Annotated in this window: 16 protein-coding genes and 1 tRNA gene; 5 read left to right on the top strand and 12 right to left on the bottom strand. The window is 64.2% G+C overall.

Going from position 1 to position 19122, the window contains the following annotated elements; translation table 11 throughout:
• Positions 1 to 178 precede the first annotated feature (178 nt).
• Both NP945_RS29615 and NP945_RS29620 read left to right on the top strand, forming a co-directional pair.
• Positions 179 to 1711, top strand: a complete 1533-nt coding sequence (locus NP945_RS29615) for a YifB family Mg chelatase-like AAA ATPase (protein WP_127408270.1) — start codon at positions 179 to 181, stop codon at positions 1709 to 1711.
• Between the two features lie 270 nt (positions 1712 to 1981).
• Entirely contained in the window at positions 1982 to 2521 is a 540-nt protein-coding gene (locus tag NP945_RS29620; protein ID WP_256748294.1) for a J domain-containing protein, read from the top strand.
• Positions 2522 to 2607: 86 nt separating this feature from the next.
• Here the strand turns inward: NP945_RS29620 and NP945_RS29625 are convergent, their stop codons facing one another.
• From NP945_RS29625 to cysK, 8 genes are all read right to left on the bottom strand, one after another.
• Positions 2608 to 4185: a DUF262 domain-containing protein gene (locus NP945_RS29625; RefSeq protein WP_256748295.1), complete on the bottom strand. Its 1578-nt coding sequence runs from the start codon at positions 4183 to 4185 to the stop codon at positions 2608 to 2610.
• A 101-nt stretch (positions 4186 to 4286) separates the two neighbouring features.
• A complete protein-coding gene (locus tag NP945_RS29630; protein ID WP_256748296.1) occupies positions 4287 to 6455 on the bottom strand; it encodes a malate synthase G in 2169 nt (722 codons plus the stop codon).
• A 98-nt stretch (positions 6456 to 6553) separates the two neighbouring features.
• Positions 6554 to 8596: a hydantoinase/oxoprolinase family protein gene (locus NP945_RS29635; RefSeq protein ID WP_256748297.1), complete on the bottom strand. Its 2043-nt coding sequence runs from the start codon at positions 8594 to 8596 to the stop codon at positions 6554 to 6556.
• 249 nt (positions 8597 to 8845) lie between these two features.
• Entirely contained in the window at positions 8846 to 9472 is a 627-nt protein-coding gene (locus tag NP945_RS29640) for a CDGSH iron-sulfur domain-containing protein (protein WP_127268750.1), read from the bottom strand.
• A gap of 114 nt (positions 9473 to 9586) precedes the next feature.
• Positions 9587 to 9958, bottom strand: coding sequence for a hypothetical protein (locus NP945_RS29645; RefSeq protein ID WP_027040247.1), 372 nt, complete (start codon positions 9956 to 9958; stop codon positions 9587 to 9589).
• 124 nt (positions 9959 to 10082) lie between these two features.
• Positions 10083 to 10439 carry a hypothetical protein gene (locus NP945_RS29650; protein ID WP_127268751.1) on the bottom strand — a complete coding sequence of 119 codons (357 nt, stop codon included), beginning with the start codon at positions 10437 to 10439 and terminating at the stop codon, positions 10083 to 10085.
• A 49-nt stretch (positions 10440 to 10488) separates the two neighbouring features.
• On the bottom strand, positions 10489 to 11976 hold the full coding sequence (locus tag NP945_RS29655) for an aspartate aminotransferase family protein (protein ID WP_256748298.1): 1488 nt from the start codon (positions 11974 to 11976) through the stop codon (positions 10489 to 10491).
• A gap of 13 nt (positions 11977 to 11989) precedes the next feature.
• Positions 11990 to 13078, bottom strand: coding sequence for a cysteine synthase A (gene cysK, locus NP945_RS29660; protein WP_127318985.1), 1089 nt, complete (start codon positions 13076 to 13078; stop codon positions 11990 to 11992).
• Between the two features lie 254 nt (positions 13079 to 13332).
• Here cysK and NP945_RS29665 point away from each other — a divergent pair, with 254 nt between their 5' ends.
• The 3 genes from NP945_RS29665 (at position 13333) to NP945_RS29675 (ending at position 16102) form a co-directional block, all read left to right on the top strand.
• Positions 13333 to 15327 (top strand): transcriptional regulator, encoded by a 1995-nt coding sequence (locus tag NP945_RS29665; protein ID WP_256748299.1) that lies wholly within the window; start codon positions 13333 to 13335, stop codon positions 15325 to 15327.
• A gap of 127 nt (positions 15328 to 15454) precedes the next feature.
• Entirely contained in the window at positions 15455 to 15637 is a 183-nt protein-coding gene (locus tag NP945_RS29670) for a hypothetical protein (RefSeq protein WP_013528612.1), read from the top strand.
• Positions 15638 to 15727: 90 nt separating this feature from the next.
• On the top strand, positions 15728 to 16102 hold the full coding sequence (locus NP945_RS29675; RefSeq protein ID WP_127269768.1) for a YkvA family protein: 375 nt from the start codon (positions 15728 to 15730) through the stop codon (positions 16100 to 16102).
• 89 nt (positions 16103 to 16191) lie between these two features.
• Here the strand turns inward: NP945_RS29675 and NP945_RS29680 are convergent, their stop codons facing one another.
• The 4 genes from NP945_RS29680 to NP945_RS29695 all read right to left on the bottom strand — a co-directional run bounded on the left by NP945_RS29680 (position 16192) and on the right by NP945_RS29695 (position 19104).
• Positions 16192 to 16500, bottom strand: coding sequence for a UBP-type zinc finger domain-containing protein (locus NP945_RS29680; RefSeq protein WP_027161196.1), 309 nt, complete (start codon positions 16498 to 16500; stop codon positions 16192 to 16194).
• Positions 16497 to 18176: a cyclic nucleotide-binding domain-containing thioredoxin-disulfide reductase gene (locus NP945_RS29685; protein ID WP_256748300.1), complete on the bottom strand. Its 1680-nt coding sequence runs from the start codon at positions 18174 to 18176 to the stop codon at positions 16497 to 16499. Before NP945_RS29685 ends, NP945_RS29680 begins: the two co-directional genes overlap by 4 nt.
• 149 nt (positions 18177 to 18325) lie before the next feature.
• Positions 18326 to 18410 (bottom strand) — tRNA-Leu (locus tag NP945_RS29690).
• Positions 18411 to 18483: 73 nt separating this feature from the next.
• Entirely contained in the window at positions 18484 to 19104 is a 621-nt protein-coding gene (locus tag NP945_RS29695) for a 2,3-bisphosphoglycerate-dependent phosphoglycerate mutase (protein ID WP_128308460.1), read from the bottom strand.
• Positions 19105 to 19122: the final 18 nt, after the last annotated feature.

Genomic DNA, 19122 nt, shown 5'->3' on the forward strand with positions numbered 1-19122 from the left:
TTTCATTTTGTCTTAACCATGTTCCGTTTTTGCAACCGCGCTCGCTTCCGCTGCAACCCAAGCGGTCATGCGTTCCCGTAATGTTCTTGATTTGACCGGGGAAGTGTGATTGTCTTCCCGGCGGGCCATTCCTGGCCTGATCGCAGGGGCTGGGGCCAGCCTGAATTGGGGTTGCACGATGGTGGCGCGGGTTCGCACGGTGGCTTTCCAGGGCATCGAGGCCGTGCCGGTCGACGTGCAGGTGATGATCGCGCCCGGCAAGGTCAACATGCACATCGTCGGCCTCGGCGACAAGGCGGTGGCCGAAAGCCGCGAGCGGGTGCAGGCCGCACTGCATGCTTCCGGCCTGTCGATGCCGTCGAAGAAGGTGACTGTCAATCTGGCGCCGGCCGACCTGCCGAAGGAAGGCAGTCATTACGACCTGCCGATCGCGCTTGGCCTGATGGCTGCCCTTGGCGCCATTCCGGGCGACATGCTGGCCGGCTATGTCGTGCTTGGAGAATTGTCGCTCGACGGCACGATTGCCGCGGTCGCCGGCGCCTTGCCGGCGGCTATCGCCGCCAATGCGGAAGGCAAGGGCCTGATCTGTCCGTTCGCCTGCGGACCGGAGGCGGCCTGGGCTGGAAAGGATTTCGACATTCTGGCGCCGCGCAGCCTGATTGCCATCGCCAACCATTTTCGCGGCACGCAGGTGCTGTCGCGCCCCGAGGCCGGCATCCATGCCGCCGCTCTGGATTTGCCTGACCTCGCCGACATCAAGGGCCAGGAGACCGCCAAGCGGGCGCTGGAAGTGGCCGCCGCCGGTGGGCATAATCTGCTCATGATCGGACCCCCGGGATCCGGCAAATCGATGCTGGCGCAGCGGCTGCCGTCGATCCTGCCGCCGCTGGCGCCGAAGGAGCTTCTGGAAGTCTCGATGATCGCCTCGGTGGCGGGAGAGCTCGGCGAAGGCAAATTGACCGACCGGCGGCCGTTCCGCGCACCGCACCACTCGGCCTCGATGGCGGCGATGGTCGGCGGCGGCATCCGCGCGCGGCCAGGCGAGGTGTCGCTGGCCCATCACGGCGTGCTGTTCCTCGACGAGTTTCCCGAGTTCACGCCGCAGACGCTCGATGCGCTGCGCCAGCCGTTGGAGACCGGCGACTGCATGATCGCGCGGGCCAACCATCGCGTCACCTATCCGGCGCGCATCCAACTTGTGGCGGCGATGAACCCGTGCCGCTGCGGCATGGCCGGCGAGCCGGGCTATCGCTGCCTGCGCGGCGAGCGTTGCCGTACCGACTATCAGGCGCGCATTTCGGGTCCGCTGCTCGACCGCATCGATCTCAGGATCGAAGTGCCGGCGGTCTCGGCCAGCGACCTGATCCGGCCCGACCGGGCGGAGAAAAGTGCCGATGTGGCGCTGCGCGTGGCACGCGCCCGCACCATCCAGCGCGAGCGCTTCGAGCGGCTCGGCGCCACCCGCGCCACCACCAACGCGCATTGCGCGCCCTCGGTCATCGAAGAGATCGCCATGCCGGACGCCGCCGGCCTGTCGCTGCTCAAGGACGCCAGCGAAAAGCTCGCCTTTTCAGCGCGGGCCTATCACCGCGTGCTGAAGGTGGCGCGGACGCTCGCCGATCTCGACGCCAGCGAAACCGTTGGCCGAATCCATCTGGCCGAAGCGATCTCCTACCGCATGAGCTCGGAGCGGATGGCGCAGGCGGCGTAGGTCCGCCGACAAGCCGACCTCGCCACATTGCATTCCGCGATCACGCCATAACCCGGCCTCCGCGAATCGATCATCTCCACGGTGCGGCGGACCTGATTGTCCGCTTGGCCGGCGTCCTCACCACCCAACGGCCCCCACCGACCGGACGCCGGCCATTTTCTTCCTCTTCCAGAAAGCGTGGATGTCATCGGCGTCGGACCAAGGTCCTGGCCTCCGCATTGACATTCCTTATTTAGACAATGCGAATATGGTGTGGTCGGGGAGCCCGCTATGTTCATTGACTATTACGAAGTTTTGGAAGTCAGCCCGAACGCCAACTCGGAAACGCTGGAGCGCATATTTCGCTATTTTGCGATGCGCTATCATCCAGACAATCGCGAAACCGGCGATGAAGCCCGTTTCAGTGAAATCGTGGAAGCCCACAATACGCTCAAGGATCCGGTCAAACGCGCACAATACGACATCGCGTACAGGGACCATGCCGGCCTTCGCCGTGAATTGACCGAGGAAGCCAGCAACACCAAAGGCATCGAGCGTGACGTCGTGATCCAGGCCAGGCTGCTGTCGCTGCTTTACGCGAAGCGCCGGCACGACGTCAGCAATCCCGGGATCGGAGATGTGGAGCTCGAACGCTTATCAGGCTGTCCGCGAGAGCATCTCGAATTTCATCTCTGGTATCTGAAAGCGAAGGCCTGGATAGCAAGAGTGGAAAACGGGACGATCGCGATTACGGTGGAAGGCGTCGATCGGGTCAACTCCGAACACCGTCGCGATCCCACCATCCGGCTCCTGGACCATACGGCCTCCTGACGCCTTGTTTCCCGCGGGAAGCCAAGTAGGACCCGCTGGCGGGGCATATGCTGGCCTTGTGGCTGCTGGAATACGAGCTGTCGTAGCTAGTTATCAACGGTGCTATTACAGAACGGATGCTGCATTACAGCATTTGAAAGATTGCCCGATCCCCCATCCCGTTTAGGACGCCTATGGCCTACTTGCATGCCATTTCTGTGCATGAGGCCTCCGCAAGTTGGACATTTCGGTGCAGACGGCAGCGCATCCCGGATGAAAGCGGCACCTTTTACGTCTCTAGAGAACGATCCGCCCTCAAGGTCGAGCTCGTCAGGACTAGTAATTAGAAATTCGAACTCTGACATGTCCCTCAGTATTTTTGCGACCTCTGATGCCGACAGTCCCTTGCTCAAATGCTCAATAATCGCCTTGTAGAAGGCAATCGCACGAGGTCTGCTGCGGACGCCACTTCCCAATTTCCTTACCGCTTCACTCATGCCGCGGTTCACCATCAGAAATTCTTCAAATTTTGCTCTAACCGTTGTGAAAGCGAGAAAATCAGCGGTATCCCAGTCGCGAAATAGCGACAGAAACGTCAGAAGGGACGATGCGGAAAATGTCCCGCTTCTACCATAAAAATATAGTGCAGGATGCAATCCGAGAGATGAAGGGTTGGTGGAGCACAATCTCCAGATTGCAGCCCTTACTTTCACGAGATAATCGACGGTCTTGCCTCCATCTTGGTCGACGTCTAGAGACTCCTCTCTGGTCGCGCCCTTATAGCTAGAATCTTTGACTTGAACTCGATTGGCCAAATTTACTAGATCAAAAACTAATGGCAACGCTTGCGGGCCGTAACCCTGTCCTGCAATAGGCAAATCAAGCGTTTTAATTGGAAGAGATATAGTAGGTTCAAATAGCAAAGCTGATATTTCGCGCCCAAGATCCTCTATTGCCCTTTGTGACTCTTCAGCAAATTTCTTCCAATAATTGTGTCCAGTGCCGGCCCTTAGGATCGCCCGAGCTGCAAGGGCCGTCGATGAACGCCTAGCGGCGAGGATACGGCGCTCCGTCGCGTCTATCTTCGTGCCTCCCTGGTTGATTCGAAAGAAGGCTTTCTCCGCTTTGTCATGGTCGGCGTTTCTGATCCATTGAGCTGGAATTTCTTGCCATCCGATTCTTGCCGCCCTCTCAGCGACATCGGGCCGGGAATTCTGCGGATACTCGATAGCCATCTTGTGATCGGCATATGAGCCAATCGATAGAGCAACCAAATCTCTCGTTCTTTTCGCCGCTACCAGCTGGTCATCCGGAATTGCGTTCTGGAAAAAATGCCTGGACACTTCCCCGTCACCGTAATCGTTATGAACCCATGCAATGAGGGCACTGAGGCGATGTGCGCCATCTATGACGAAGACATTCTGCCCTGCCCGCCAAAGGATAACGGCGGGTATCAAATCTTTGCGAGCAAACGTCCCAATAAGATCGGCGACTTGTTCAGGGCTCCAATTAGCGGTCTCTCTTTGAAAATCCGGCTTCCGGAGCGCCGGATACAAAAAACCTTTTGGCTCCAGACCCGCGATAGACAAAGAACTTATATCTTCGCCTACCTCACCTGGAGCAGCTAAATCCTCGCGACGGATGAGTGCGTCCAAATTTACAATATTAGTTGTCGCAATTGCCATAGAATCGTCCTCCCGCTACAAGGACTTACCTTACTTCGTGGCGGCAGAACAGTTTGCTGGCGAGTGTGGCTTACAAAATGGGCACCCTCGGCACCTGTGGTTTAATTCTGCTGCGCCTTCAGTTCCAGCCGCCGCGCGTGCAGCACCGGCTCGGTGTAACCGTTGGGCTGGACGCGGCCCTTGAAGACCAGGTCGCAGGCGGCGAGGAAGGCTATCGACTTGTCAAAGTCAGCCGCCATCGGCTGGTAAAGCGGGTCGCCCGCGTTCTGGCGGTCGACGATGTCAGCCATGCGCTTCATCGTCGCCATCACCTGGTCCTCGCTGCACACGCCGTGGTGTAGCCAGTTGGCGATGTGCTGTGAGGAAATACGCAGCGTGGCGCGGTCTTCCATCAGGCCGACATCGTTGATGTCAGGCACTTTCGAGCAGCCGACGCCCTGGTCGATCCAGCGGACGACATAGCCAAGAATGCCCTGCGCGTTGTTGTCGAGTTCCTTCTGGACGTCTTCGGGCGACCAGTTCGGCCGCACGGCGACGGGCACCGACAGGATGTCGTCGAGATTCGCCTTGGGCCGGTTCTTCAGCGCCGCCTGCACGGCGTGGACGTCGACCTTGTGATAGTGCGTGGCATGCAGCGTCGCCGCCGTCGGCGACGGCACCCAGGCAGTGTTGGCGCCGGCCTTGGGGTGGGCGATCTTCTGTTCCAGCATCGCCGCCATCAAATCCGGCATCGCCCACATGCCCTTGCCGATCTGGGCGTGGCCGGCCAAGCCGCATTCCAGCCCGATGTCGACATTCCACGCCTCGTAGGCGGAAATCCAGGCGGCCTGCTTCATGTCGCCCTTGCGGATCATCGGGCCGGCTTCCATCGAGGTGTGGATCTCGTCGCCGGTGCGGTCGAGGAAGCCGGTGTTGATGAACACGACGCGCGCTTTTGCGGCGCGGATCGCCTCCTTGAGGTTGACGGTGGTGCGCCGCTCCTCATCCATAATGCCCATCTTGATGGTATTCCTGGCCATACCGAGCAGCGCTTCGACGCGGTCGAAGATCTCGACGGCGAAAGCGACTTCGTCGGGCCCATGCATCTTGGGTTTCACGACATACATCGAGCCCGCGCGGGAATTGGCGCGGCGGCCGTTCGGCCCTACATCGTGCAGCGCGATCAGCGCCGTCATCGCCGCATCCATGATGCCTTCCGGAACCTCGTTGCCGTCGCGATCCAGTATCGCCGGGTTGGTCATGAGGTGGCCGACATTCCTGACCAGCATCAGCGAGCGGCCGGGCACGGTCAGCGTGCCGCCGGCGGGCGCGGTGTAGGAGCGGTCAGGATTGAGCTTGCGGACAAAGCTCTTGCCGCCCTTGGTGATCTCTTCCGCCAAATCGCCCTTCATCAGGCCGAGCCAGTTGCGGTAGATGACGACCTTGTCTGGCGCATCCACCGCCGCGACCGAATCCTCGCAGTCCTGGATGGTGGTCAGCGCCGATTCCAGGATGACATCGGCGATGCCAGCCGGATCGGTGCGGCCGATCTGGTTGTTGCGGTCGATCGCGATCTCGATGTGCAGGCCATTGCGCACCAGCAGCACCGTATCGGGATTGGCCGCGTCGCCACGGTAGCCGACGAATTGCTTCGGGTTGGCCAGCGTGGTCGAGCCGGCCCCGGCGCTCAGCCGCAAGGCACCTTGCGCCAGCGACAGCCCGTTGACCCCGGCCCATTTGCCCGAGGTGAGCGGGGCAGCCTCGTCGAGAAAGGCCTTCGTCCAGGCAACGACCTTGGCGCCGCGCGCCGGATTGAAGGCTTTGCCCTTTTCGGCGCCATCCGTTTCGGGGATGGCATCGGTGCCGTAGAGCGCATCGTAGAGCGACCCCCAGCGCGCATTGGCGGCGTTGAGCGCATAGCGCGCATTCATCACCGGCACGACCAGCTGCGGTCCGGCAACATCAGCAATTTCGGGGTCGACATTGTCGGTCGACACGCTGAAGGCCGGGCCTTCGGGAACGAGATAGCCGATTTCTTTCAGGAAGCCCTTGTAGGCCTCCATGTCGACCGGCGCGCCATGCTCGCGATACCAGCCGTCTATCTGTTCCTGGATGGCGTCGCGCTTTGCCAGCAGCGCCCGGTTCTTCGGCGCCAAATCATGGATGATGGCCGAAAAACCGTTCCAGAAGGCGTCCGCTTCGACGCCCGTGCCCGGCAGCGCTTCCCTGGCCACGAACTCATGCAGCTCGCGGGCAATCCGCAATCCGGCGATCTCGATGCGGTCGGTCATCAGGCTACTCCAGATGAAAGGCTTTGCGGGCCTTTGGCATGTCAGGTTTGCCGGGTCAATTCAGCTTAGGGTGAAGGTGGCGTATTTCGCCGCCCCGCTCAAACCGCAATCCTTGGCCTTCCCGAGGCCACCGCCACCACATGCGCCTCGATGAACATGCGCTGGGCTTCGACGGTCGAGACGCGGAACTCGGTCGAAACGTCGATCTCGGCGCTGTCGGTGCCGGCCTCCATAGCGCGCTCCGCGACGATGGCGCGGACATCGGCCTCGGCCGCCGCGATAGCCGTCGTCTCGTCGAGGAAATCGCGCACGGTCTCGCCCGAGGCGAGACGAAACAGCCCTTCTATGGGCTGGCTGACCCGCGCCTCGGCCGAAACCCTGACCTGGCCGACGACGGCGCCGAGCGCGTTGGCGACATCGGTATCCCTGGGCACCACGCAGTCATTGCCGATCAGCGGCGGCAGCCCGGCATAATGCAGCGGCGCCGAGGCGCCGAGGCCGATGACCGGGCGGTCGAGCGCAACGCTCAGGCGGGCGATACCGGGATGCGCGTCGACCGCGCGCTGCACCAATGCATGCGCCACCGTCGACGCGCCATCGAGCCCATCCTCGGCAAAGGCGGTCTCGAGGATATATTCGGCCGACCAGCGCGTCAGCGTCACCAGCACCCGTTCCGAGATCGCTTCCGGCGAGGCGGCGATGTTCTGGCCACGGCCGTCACGCTTGCGGGCGAACAGTTCGGCGCCGAGGCGCGCGGCGATGGGATCCCAGTTCGCCTGCTTGCCCAGCACATGGGCGGCGTCCGACGGGGTGAAGCCGGCGACATGCACCAGCCCGCGCGACACCAGCCGGCTCAGCGTCGCGTTCTGCGCGTTGGAACTCAAAAGCCTGTCGACGGCGAGCGGCACGGCACCGATCAGCTCGTAGAGCCTGGCTTCGGCGCCGGTCAGGCCGGCGGCGAGCCGGTCCGGCACGCCGGTGCGCACCGCGAAGCGGCCGTCCATGCGGCCGGGATTGGGCGCCCGCAGCTGGCGTTCGAGTTCGGAGGTGACAGCTATACCGTGCGCCATGCCGGCCAGCGCCAACGGCACCAGGCGGCGCGGCCCAAGCAGAATCTTCGGGTTGAGCGCGCCATCTTCCAGCGCCACTTCGGAATCGCCGCCGAGGCCGAAGGTGCGCATGGCGACGGCCTCGACCATGGTGCGGAAGCCGCCGACGGTGGCGCCTTCCGGGTCGAGCCTAGGACGGCCGCCATCGAGCACGGCGACGTCGGTTGTGGTGCCGCCGATGTCGGAGACCACAGCATTGTCGAGCCCGGTCATGTGGCGGGCGCCGACCAGGCTGGCGGCCGGGCCGGACAGGATGGTCTCGATCGGCCGCTGGCGGGCAAACGCTGCCGAAACCAGCGCACCGTCGCCGCGCACCACCATCAGCGGGGCTGCAATGTTGCGCGCCTGGAGAAAGCCTTCGGTTGCCGCCACCAGCCGGTCGATCATCGAGATCAGCCTGGCGTTGAGCAAAGTGGTCAGCGCCCGGCGCGGACCGCCGAGCTTGGCCGACAGCTCGTGGCTCGATGTGACCGGCAGGCCTGTCTTTTCGCGGATCAACTCGCGGGCGGCGATCTCATGCGCCGGATTGCGGGTGGCAAAATAGGCGCAGACGGCAAAGCCGGACACCGAGGCGCCGAGTTCCGGCAACGCCGCTTCCAGTCCGGACAGATCGAGCTTGGCGGCATTGCCGTGCACGTCGTGGCCGCCCGGACAAAACACCACCGGATCGGTGCCGAGCGCGGCCTTCAGCCCGTCGCGGGCGAGGTCGCCCTCGGAAAAGCCGATCATCACCAGCGCGACGCGGCCGCCCTGGCCCTCGACAAGCGCGTTGGTGGCAAGCGTCGTCGACATCGACACCAGCTTGATATGAGCCGGATCGGTTCCGGCTTTCTGCAGCACCGCATCGACGGCGCCGGAAATGCCGACGGCAAGATCATGCCTTGTGGTCAGCGCCTTGGCCTTGGCCAGCACCTTGCCCTTGTTCGGGCCTTCTTGCGGGCCTTCCGTTTCAGACCACAACACGGCATCGGTATAGGTGCCGCCGGTGTCGATCCCGAGGAACAGCGGCTTTGGCTTGGTCTTGGCGGTCATTTTTGGCGGCGGTCCGGGTGGCAATTTATTTGTCCCTGCCCTTAGCCGATACGGAGCGGGCGATAAAGCCGCGAGCGCTGGGCCACGGGTAATCTCCCCCCTCGAGGGGGAGATGTCGCCAAAGGCGACAGAGGGGGTCGGCAAGACTGGATGCGACTTCATACGAGGCGAAAGAGGAAGCCAGCGCTCTACGCGAGACGACCCCCTCTGGCCTGCCGGCCATCTCCCCCTCAAGGAGGGAGATCGCAGCTACCCCACAAACCCCACCTTCTTGTGCGTCCCATCGCAGAACGGTTTGTTGGCGGAATGGCCGCAGCGGCAGAGGAAGGCGCGTTGCGTACGGTCGACCGTATGGCCGGTTCCGGTGACGATCTCGAGATTGCCCTCAAGCTTGAGCGGGCCATTGGTGGTCGGCGTCACTTTCAGCGGACCGTTCCTCGCTTCGAGCGCCAGCGTGTCCTTCAGCGGCGGCTCGCCGGTGGCGGCAAAACCGGATTTGTTGTGGCTGCCGTCGCAGAACGGCTTGTTCTCCGAAGCGCCGCAGCGGCAGAGCGTGGCACGATAAGAAGTCTCGCCGTCGAGCACGATTTCGGCGTGTACCGCCAGCGGGCCGTTTTCCCGCAGCCGCACCGTATTGACCACCGGTGATTGCTCCTGCGGCCCGCCATCCTTCCTGACATAGGTGATGGCGCCCGACGGGCAGCTTTCGGCGATGGCGACGATCTTCTCGACGCTGGCCGCTTCGGGATGGATCCATTGGCCCGGCGCGTTGGGCACGAAGACATGCGGATCGCCGAGCACGCAGTTGCGCGAGTGGATGCAGCGCTTGCCGGAAAACCCGACGTCGATCTTGTCGCTTTCGACCATGCCGGCCATAGCTGGGCTCCTTTTGCCTGAAGCACGTCGCGTCTGAACAGTTCGAGGCGGCGCGCGCTGGGTATTTGCACAGGCTATGGCTCCGGCCCGAAGACCGTCAAGCTGGCAAACCGGTCAGGGGACCAGCTCGATCTCCTCGGTCTCGCCGCCGCTACAGGTGTAGCAGCAATCCTCGCATTTTTCCGTGTTGCCGGGACCGACGCCCCAATAGGTGCCCTCGTCGCCATCGACCCAGGCGCCGTAGCAGATCGATTCGCCCGCGTTGCAGGATATCGGCAGCTGCTTGGTCTCGCCGTCGTCGAGGAAATAGTCCTTGTCCTCGCCCGGCCAGACATAGTCGCGATCCTGGCTGTAGAGCTCGACGCGCATGGCGTTCGGGTGGCTGTTCTTGATGGCGAAGGTGACATCGTCGGCTTGCGCCGCCGACGCAACCAGCATGACGAAGGACAGCGCGGCCAGCATGCGGCGCGCATAGGCATGAAACATGATAACCCCCGAATATGCGGCCCACCCGGCCGCGGGGCGACCATTGCATGCAGCGCTGAATCGCGGAAGTGGACCGGACGGGCCGATCCCTGACTTAATTTGGGTCCAACGAAACTTCCGCGCTCTACGGCACCAGATCGATCGTCTCGGTCGAGTGTTCCACGCAGATGAAGCAGCAGGTGTCGCAGGGCTGGTCATTGTCCGGCCCGACGCCGGCCGAGAGGCTGTCGTTGCCGTCGGCCCAGGCGCCATAGCAGATTTGTTCGCCCTGATTGCAGGACAGCGGCACGGATTTCTGCGACTCGGGTTCGATCAGGAACACCTTGTCATTGCCCGGCCAGACCGTCTCACGGTCGCGGCTGAACAGCTCGACCGCGACAGATTCCTTGCGCAGGTTCTTCACGAAGAAGGCCATGTCTGCGGCCTGCGCCGAGGCGGTGAAGACCAGCGCCGCCAGTGCAACCATACGAAACAGCGTCACGACCTGGATCTCCCGAATCATCGCGGCAGAATCGCATGCCTGCCCGTAACTAGGAAGGCGCGGAACCCTGCGTTGCGATGTCTTGCCCCAGCCGCACCGTTTCATGCACCAGAAGGTCGAGATCCTCGCGCCGTGTGCGATGATTGGTGATCGCCACGCGCAACCAGTGCTCGCCATGCACCGTGGTGTCCGAAAGGGCCGCAATGCCCTGTTCCTGCAGCCGCAGCATGATCTCCGTGTTGAGCGCCTTCAGAGCCTCGCCTGTCAGACCGGGCTGATAGCGGAAGCAGACGATGTTGACGGTCGGCGATGCCGCCAGTTGCAACTGTGGCGCGGCCTCGATCAAGCCGGCAAGATAGACGGCCTGGGCAATGTTCTGGTCGATCAGGCGGCCGAATTTCTCGACGCCGTGCTCCTTCAGCGCCATCCACACCTTCAGCGCGCGAAAACCGCGCGACGTCTGCAGGCCGTAATCATGCAGCCATTCGCCGGAAGCAAGGCCGCGCGGCGTCGATTCGAGATACTCCGGCGTCACCGCGAAGGTCCGGCGATGCGCGGCGGCATCCCTGACCAGGGCGCAGCCGACCTCGAACGGCGCGTGCAGCCATTTGTGCGGATCGAGCGCGACCGAATCCGCCCGTTCGATGCCGGCGACGCGATGCGCGTTTTCAGGCGCAATCGCAATCAGCGCGCCGATGCAGCCGTCGACATGGAACCAGAGGCCTTCCTCATGTGCCAGCTTCGCAAGCGCCTGCAAATCGTCGATCGCCCCGGTGTTGACGGTGCCGGCCGTACCGATGACGCAGGCCGGCTTGAGCCCTGCTGCGCGGTCCTCAGTGATCGCCGCACGCAAGGCAGCGATATCGATGCGCAGCCCGCTATCGGTCGGGATGCGGCGCAGTGCCCGGTTGCCGAGGCCGAGTGCCTCCATCGCCTTGCGGTGGCACGAGTGTATCTGCTCCGAGCCGTAGAAGCGCAGCGGCTTCTCGATGGCAGCAACGCCATGCTCGCGCACGTCGATGCCGGCCTTGACGTTGCGCGCCACGGTCAGCCCTATGATGTTGGCCATCGAGCCGCCGCTGACCAGCGTGCCGCCGGCAGAAGCCGGAAAGCCCAGCATCTGCTTGCACCAGTTCACCACCTGGCTGTCCATCAGCCCGGCGGCGTGGTTGCCGCCGCCGAGGTTGGAGCCCTGGATGGCCGCCAGGAAATCGCCGAGCGCGCCGGTGAAGTTGCTCGACCCCATATACCAGGACCAGAAGCGCGGATGGGTGTTGCCCATCGGATAGGACATCACCGTGCGCGAGACCTCGCCATAGACGGCGGCAAGCGGTGCCGGCGAACGCGGCAGCGGTGCCGCGAAGGCCTCTCTCACATCGGCCGGCATCTCCCGCCAGACCGGGCGGTCGCGCACATCGCGGAGATAATCGACCGCATCGTCGATGACGCGGTGCGACAGGGCCTGCACATCGGCCCAGTCCAGGGGATCGAGCGTTTCCTCGGCCACCAGGCCGAGGTTTTCTTGCATGGCGTCCATACCAGATCTCCCGTCAAGTCGCCGGGAACTGGCAGCCGGGCGTCGAGCGCGACAGGGCGGCCTCCTCGGCATCCATCTCGGCCTCGATGCCATCGAACAGCGGCGTCGACATGTAGCGCTCGCCGGTGTCGGGCAGCATGCACAGGATCACCGCGCCGGCCGGCGCCTTCTCCGCGACCTGCCGTGCCACGGCGAAGGTGGCGCCGCCGGAAATGCCGGTGAAGATGCCCTCTTTCCGCGCCAGTTCCCTGGCCCATTTGATGCCCTCGGGCCCGGCGATCGGCATCACCTCATCATAGAGGCTGGTGTCGATCGCTTCCTGCAGCACGTTGGGGATGAAATCCGGCGTCCAGCCCTGGATCGGGTGCGGCTCGAAGGCTGGATGGCTGGCGGCCGGGGCACCATCGGCGCCGCGCTGCTGCACCTTGCCGCTGCCGATGAGCTGCGCGTTGGCCGGCTCGGAGAGCACGATGCGGGTTTCCGGACGCTCGCGGCGCAGCACGCGCGCCACGCCTACCACCGTGCCGCCGGTGCCATAGCCGGTGACGAAGCAATCTAGCCGCGAGCCGGCGAAATCATTGACGATCTCGCGCGCCGTCGTCGCCTCGTGGATGGCGGCATTGGCGGCCGTCTCGAACTGGCGGGCGAGGAACCAGCCATTGGCCTCGGCCAGTTCCACCGCCTTCTTGTACATGCCGAAACCTTTTTCGGCGCGCGGCGTCAGCACCACCTTGGCGCCCAGCATGCGCATCAGCTTGCGGCGCTCGACCGAAAAACTGTCGGCCATGGTGACGACCAGCGGATAACCCTTCTGCGCGCACACCATGGCGAGGCCGATGCCGGTGTTGCCGCTGGTCGCCTCGACCACCGTCTGGCCCGGCTTCAGCGCACCGCTGCGCTCGCCCTCCTCGATGATGTTGAGCGCCAGCCGGTCCTTCACCGAGGCGCCGGGATTGAAGTACTCGGCCTTGACGTAGATCGTCGCGTGGGACGGTCCGAGATTGTTGATGCGAACCACCGGCGTGTCGCCGACGGTGTCGAGAATGCTGTCGAACAGGCGGCCGCGCCCGGCCGTGGTTCTGATCTTCTGCTGCTGCAACATCTTGGTCTCCTTGATTGTCATCGCGTTTTGTCTTCACGGGCCGGTTACAAACCGGCGGGTTGGGCGACGAGGTTTGGTGACCTTGCCGCGCTAGGACTGACATGCCGCACAGCGGCAATGGCTGCATCCGGCGCTGAAATCCGCTGCCGGATGCGCCGTGTCGTGTTTGGTGATACAGGAGAGGCCGACAGGCCAGCGTGGGAGCAGGCGTGGAAACGCACGTGGAAACCAGCCGATGGAGGCCGGACGGCGACATGCCGGTCCTTTCCGTGCGCCTGCTCGGACCGCTGGCGATCTCCCGCAATGACGTGCCGGTTACGTTGCCGTCGTCACGCAAGCTGCGCGCTCTGTTGGCCTATCTGGCGCTGGCGCCGCATCCTGTCAGCCGCAGCCGTCTGTGCGAGCTGCTGTGGGACGTGCCGAACGATCCAAGGGGCGAGCTGCGCTGGTGCCTGAGCAAGCTGCGCGGCGCACTCGACGCGCCGGGCCGACACCGGGTCGTGACACAGGGCGACACGGTAGCACTCGATCTCAGCGACTGCCTGGTCGATGCGCTGGAGGTCAGCCGCGCCGCCGCGCAAGGGCTGGGCAGCCTTGATGTCGACCGCTTGCGGGCGCTGGCCAAACTGTTTGCCGGCGATTTTCTCGACGGGCTGGAGCTCGAGCGCAGCCCGCATTTCAACAGCTGGCTGATCGCGCAGCGCCGCCGCTTCAGCGCTTGCCATGCCGCCGTGCTGGAACGGCTTGTCGCGAGCCTGCCGGCGCATAGTGACGAGGCGATCGCCCATCTCGACACATGGGTGGAACTGGCGCCGTTCGACACGCGCGGACATCTGGCGTTGCTGTCCAATCTGGCCGGGCGCGGCGAGGTCGCCACGGCAGAGCAGCACCTGGCTTCGGCGGAGCGATTGTTCCGGTCGGAGGAGCTCGATTTCGCACCGCTTCGCGCGGCCTGGCAGGCGATCCGTGAACAACGGCCCGGAGCCTCGCTACGGACACAGCCGGCCGGCCTGTCCACGCTATCGCCACTGGTGGCCACCACGCCCACCGCACCCGGCCCGGTCGAGCCCAGCCACGCTTCGCTGGCGGTGATGCCGTTTGTCGAGGAGAGCGGCGGCACGCGCGGCGGATTGGCCGACGGTTTCACCCACGACATCATCACCCGCCTGGCCAAGCTCAGGGATTTCTTCGTCATCGCGCGCGGATCGGTGTTTGCGCTGGCAGAGCAGAACATCGCGCCCGAGGATGCCGGCCGCCGGCTGAATGTCGACTATGTCGCCACCGGCACGGTGCGCAGCCCGTCCGGCCGCCTCATCGTCAGCGTCGAACTGATCGAGGTGCGCAGCGCCAGGATCATCTGGGCCGAGACCTTCGAACGCAGGCCCGATGACATCTTTTCCGTGCTCGACGACATCGGCAACAGCATCGTCTCCTCGATCTCGGCCGAGATCGAAACCGTCGAGCGCAACCGCGCCATGCTGAAGGCGCCCAGTTCGCTCAACGCCTGGGAGGCCTACCATCGCGGCCTCTGGCACATGTACCGCTTCACCCAGGTGGAAAACGAACAGGCGCGGCATTTCTTTGCCCAGGCCTTGCATCTCGACCCGACCTTTGCCCGCGCCTATGCCGGCCTGTCCTTCACCCACTGGCAGAACGCTTTCCAGCGCTGGGGCGACCGCGACCGTGAAAGCGCGCTGGCCTTCGAGAGCGCCGGACACAGCCTGCTGGTCGACGACCACAATCCGGCCGCGCATTGGGCGATGGGCCGGGCGCTGTGGCTGCGCGGCGAGCAGGACGGCTCGCTGCTCGAACTCGAGCGGGCGGTCGATCTCAGCCCCAACTTCGCGCTCGGCCACTACGCGCTGTCCTTCGTGCATTCGCAGTCGGGCGACCCGCGAGCGGCGATAGGCTCTTCGGATCATTCGCGTCATCTCAGCCCGTTCGACCCATTGCTGTTCGGCATGCTGGGCGCACGCGCCATGGCGCATGTCCGGCTCGGCCAGTTCGAGGAAGCGGCCGAATGGGCGCTGAAGGCGGCGGCGCGGCCCAACGCCCACGCCATCATACTGGCGATCGCCGCGCACTGCCTGGCGCTGGCCGGACGGCTCGACGAGGCGCGCGGCTTCGCCGCCGCCATCCGCAAGACAAGGCCGGACTATTGCGCCGACGATTTCATCGGCACCTTCCGCTTCGAGCCGGACGCCGTGGCGCTGTTCCGGCAGGGCGCCAGGCTTATCGGGCTGAACTGAAGCCTGGCATCGCCATCTCTGGGATCGCCTGGGAATTTCGCCTCAATTCCGCTGGGTTAACGAAGTCGGAAGGAGTTGTTTAACCGTTTGCGGCTATGTCACCGCGTGGGGGACCGACAAAGTGAGTATGATGAGCAACAGCCCCGACAAGCGCAATGAATGGCGCGCCATCTTTTACGTGCAAGCTCGCGTTGCCATCCTGTTTGTCCCGGTGGTTGCCAGCCTGCTGATCATAGCGGCGCTTGCCGGCAACGAACGCAAATCCGTTCCCAGCATGATCGACCCGACCGTCACCGGCTCCGTGCGGTAGACCGGCGGTCATCGGCTCTTCGAGATGCTGTCGGAGGCGGGCGCCTGGCGTGCGCTATCGGCGGTTTTCATTTGGCGCTAAAATCATCCGATGGCACTGAATGAGTGGGCCCGAACGATCAAGCGCGATGTGCATGCGCTCTACCTCGCCGCTCGCGATCCCCGAACGCCCTGGTACGCCAAGGCGCTTGCCGTGTGTGTTGCAAGCTATGCCTTGTCGCCAATCGACCTGATCCCCGATTTCATTCCGGTGATCGGCTATCTCGACGACGTCATCCTTGTCCCTTTGGGCGTCCTTGCCGTGGTCAGGATGATACCGCCCGAGGTGATGGCGGAACACAGAAAGACCGCCGCGCTGGCCGCCGACAGGCCGGTGAGCCGCTACGCGGCGGTGATCATTGTTTGTATCTGGACTGCCTCGATCGTGCTGGCCGGGTGGCTGGGATATCTGTATTTCGCCGACTGACTGCCAGGCCGTTCAGCAGGGGAAACCGCCGCCAATGAAGCCCGGACGGATCGCGCTTTTCCCGGGATTCCGTCGCCATGCGGCGCCGCTCAAACAAAGCGCGGGATCGGGCCGTTCTGCGGGGTCACGTCGTCGCCGAGGTCGACAAACACCTCGTCGACATAGCACCATGCCCAGCCTTCCGGCGGATCGTAGCCCTCGATGATCGGATGCTTGGTGGCGTGAAAATGTTTGGTGGCGTGGCGGTTGGGCGAGTCGTCGCAGCAGCCGACATGGCCGCAGGTGCGGCAGAGCCGCAAATGCACCCATTGCGACCCGCTCTTCAGGCACTCCTCGCAGCCGAGCGCACTCGGCGTCACCTTCCTGATGTCGCGCGTATGCCTGCATTCATCCATCATGGTCTCCCTGCTGTTTGAGGTGCGTCCGCGCGCGCGAGATATGCATGCAATGCCGCGACCACCTGGGCGCCTTCGCCGACAGCCGCCGCGACGCGTTTGACCGAACCGGCGCGGACGTCGCCGATGGCGAACACGCCGCTGCGGCTGGTCTCCATCTGCGCCGATCCCAGATCCGATCCGGTGCGCACGAACCCCCTGGCGTCCAGCGCCACACCGCAATTCGCCAGCCAATCGGTGTTCGGGTCGGCGCCGATGAAGAGAAAGAGATGGCGGATCGGGCGCGTCGTTTCCGCGCCGCTGGCGCGGTTGCGCCATCGCACCGTGCCAAGATTGCCCTCTTCGCCGTCCAGCGCCTCGATTTCGGTCCCGGTCAGCACCTCGATGTTCGGCTGCGCCTTGATGCGTTCGACCAGGTAGCGCGACATGCTGGCATCGAGGCTGCCGCCGCGCGCCAGCAGCGCCACTTTGCGCGCATGACTGGCCAAGTAGACAGCCGCCTGCCCGGCCGAATTGCCGGCGCCGACCAGCGCCACTTCCTGGTCCGCGCAAAGCCGCCCTTCGATGGGCGACGCCCAATAGTGCACGCACGTTCCCTCGAACCGCGCCAGATTGGCGATGTCGAGGCGGCGATAGCGCGCGCCGCTGGCGATCACCACGCTGCGCGTGCGCACGGTCTCGCCATCGCCGACATCGAGCAGATAGCGGGCGCCTGACGCGTCGGTGGCGGCGCTCAAAAGCTTCGCCTCGTCCGGGATGACCATTTCGACGCCGAATTTCTGCGCCTGGTTGTAGGCGCGCGCCATCAGCGCCATGCCCGTAATGCCTGTGGGGAAGCCGAGATAGTTCTCGATGCGCGACGAGGCGCCGGCCTGACCGCCGAAGGCGCGGCAATCGAGCACGATCGTCGATAGCCCCTCGGAGGCCGCATAGACCGCCGCCGCCAGCCCTGCCGGGCCGGCGCCGACGATGGCCACGTCATACACCGTATCGGCATCGATCGGCCGCAGCAGGCCGATGCAGCGGGCGAGGTCCTTTTCGCCGGGATTCATCAGCAGCCTGCCGTTTGGACAGAGCACGATCGGCAGGTGGTGCGGATCGACCTCGAAGCGTTCTACCAGGGTTTTGGCGCAGGGGTCGCTGCCGGAATCGAGCACGCGGTGCGGTTGGCCGCTGCGGGCGAGGAAACCCTGCAGCCGCAACACGTCGGCATTGTCCTGGGGTCCGATGATGATCGGCCCGCTGGTGGCGCTCTCCAAAAGCCCGACGCGGCGCAGGATCAGCGCCCGCATGATGCGCTCGCCGAGATTGGCCTCCTGCACCATCAGGTCGCGCAGCCGCTGCGAGGCGATGACGAACGCCTCCACCGGTTCGGCGGCCTGCGCATTGACCAGCGAGGGACGGGCCGAAAGCTGCGCCAGCTCGCCGACAAAGCTGCCGGGGCCATGGGTGACGATCGTCTCGCGCCGGCCGAGCCCGCCGTCCTGGGTGATGTCCACGCTGCCCGACAGCACGACGATCAGACCGGGCGCCACATCGCCTGCTTCGATGATGTGCTCGCCGGCGGCATAGGCGCTGGCCTCGCCGAACCGGCGCATGCGGTCGATGTCCACCTCGGCCAGCGTGGGGAACGCCTGGTCGCGGCGGGCACCGAATATCTGGGTGGTGGATTGAGCCATGGTTTTGAGCGTAGCGAAGCGGGCGCGGAGTTTGAAGCGGTTTGTGAGGGGACTGGCCGGAAGGGGAGGTTGGCGGCAAAGAAAAAGCCCGGACGAGCCGGGCTTTTTCTCTAAGTTTCTGAACCGGCGAATGGTTCGAAACGGGAATTTGGTGCCCAGAAGAGGACTCGAACCTCCACTCCTTGCGGAACACGGACCTGAACCGTGCGCGTCTACCAATTCCGCCATCTGGGCTGGTGCGGGCTCATGTAAGCGGGCAAGCGATTGCTGTCAACGCGCTTTTTTCGCAGGTGCTCCGTTCGCCGGCTCAGTCGTCCAGCACTTCCTTCGAAGCGACGGTGGAATCGGCGTTGAGCTGGTAGATGACCGGCACGCCGGTGCCGAGTTCCAGCTTGACGATCTCCTCGCCCGACTTGCCGTCGAGCGCCATGATCAGCGCGCGCAGGGAGTTGCCGTGGGCGGCGACCAGCACGGTGCCGCCGCGCAGCACATGCGGCTGCAGATCGTGCAGGTAATAGGGCCAGACTCGGGCGCCGGTGTCCTTCAGGCTTTCGCCGGCGGGCGGCGGCACGTCGTAGGAGCGGCGCCAGACATGCACCTGCTCCTCGCCCCATTTCTTGCGGGCGTCGTCCTTGTTGAGGCCGGAGAGGTCGCCATAGTCGCGCTCGTTGAGTGCCTGGTCGCGGGTGGTCTTCAGATCGCTCTGGCCGACCGCGTCGAGGATGTGCTGGCAGGTCTTTTGCGCCCGGATCAGCGCCGAGGTGAATGCGATGTCGAATTTCAGGCCGCGCGCCTTGAGTTTTTGCCCCGCGGACTTGGCCTCGGCGTGGCCCTGCTCGGTCAGGTCGACGTCGCGCCAGCCGGTGAACAGGTTCTTCAAATTCCATTCGCTCTGGCCGTGGCGCACGAGCACGAGGGTTCTCGACATGTTTGCTCCTACAAGGTG

The organism is Mesorhizobium sp. LMG17149, from assembly GCF_024518695.1.
GTDB lineage: Bacteria > Pseudomonadota > Alphaproteobacteria > Rhizobiales > Rhizobiaceae > Mesorhizobium.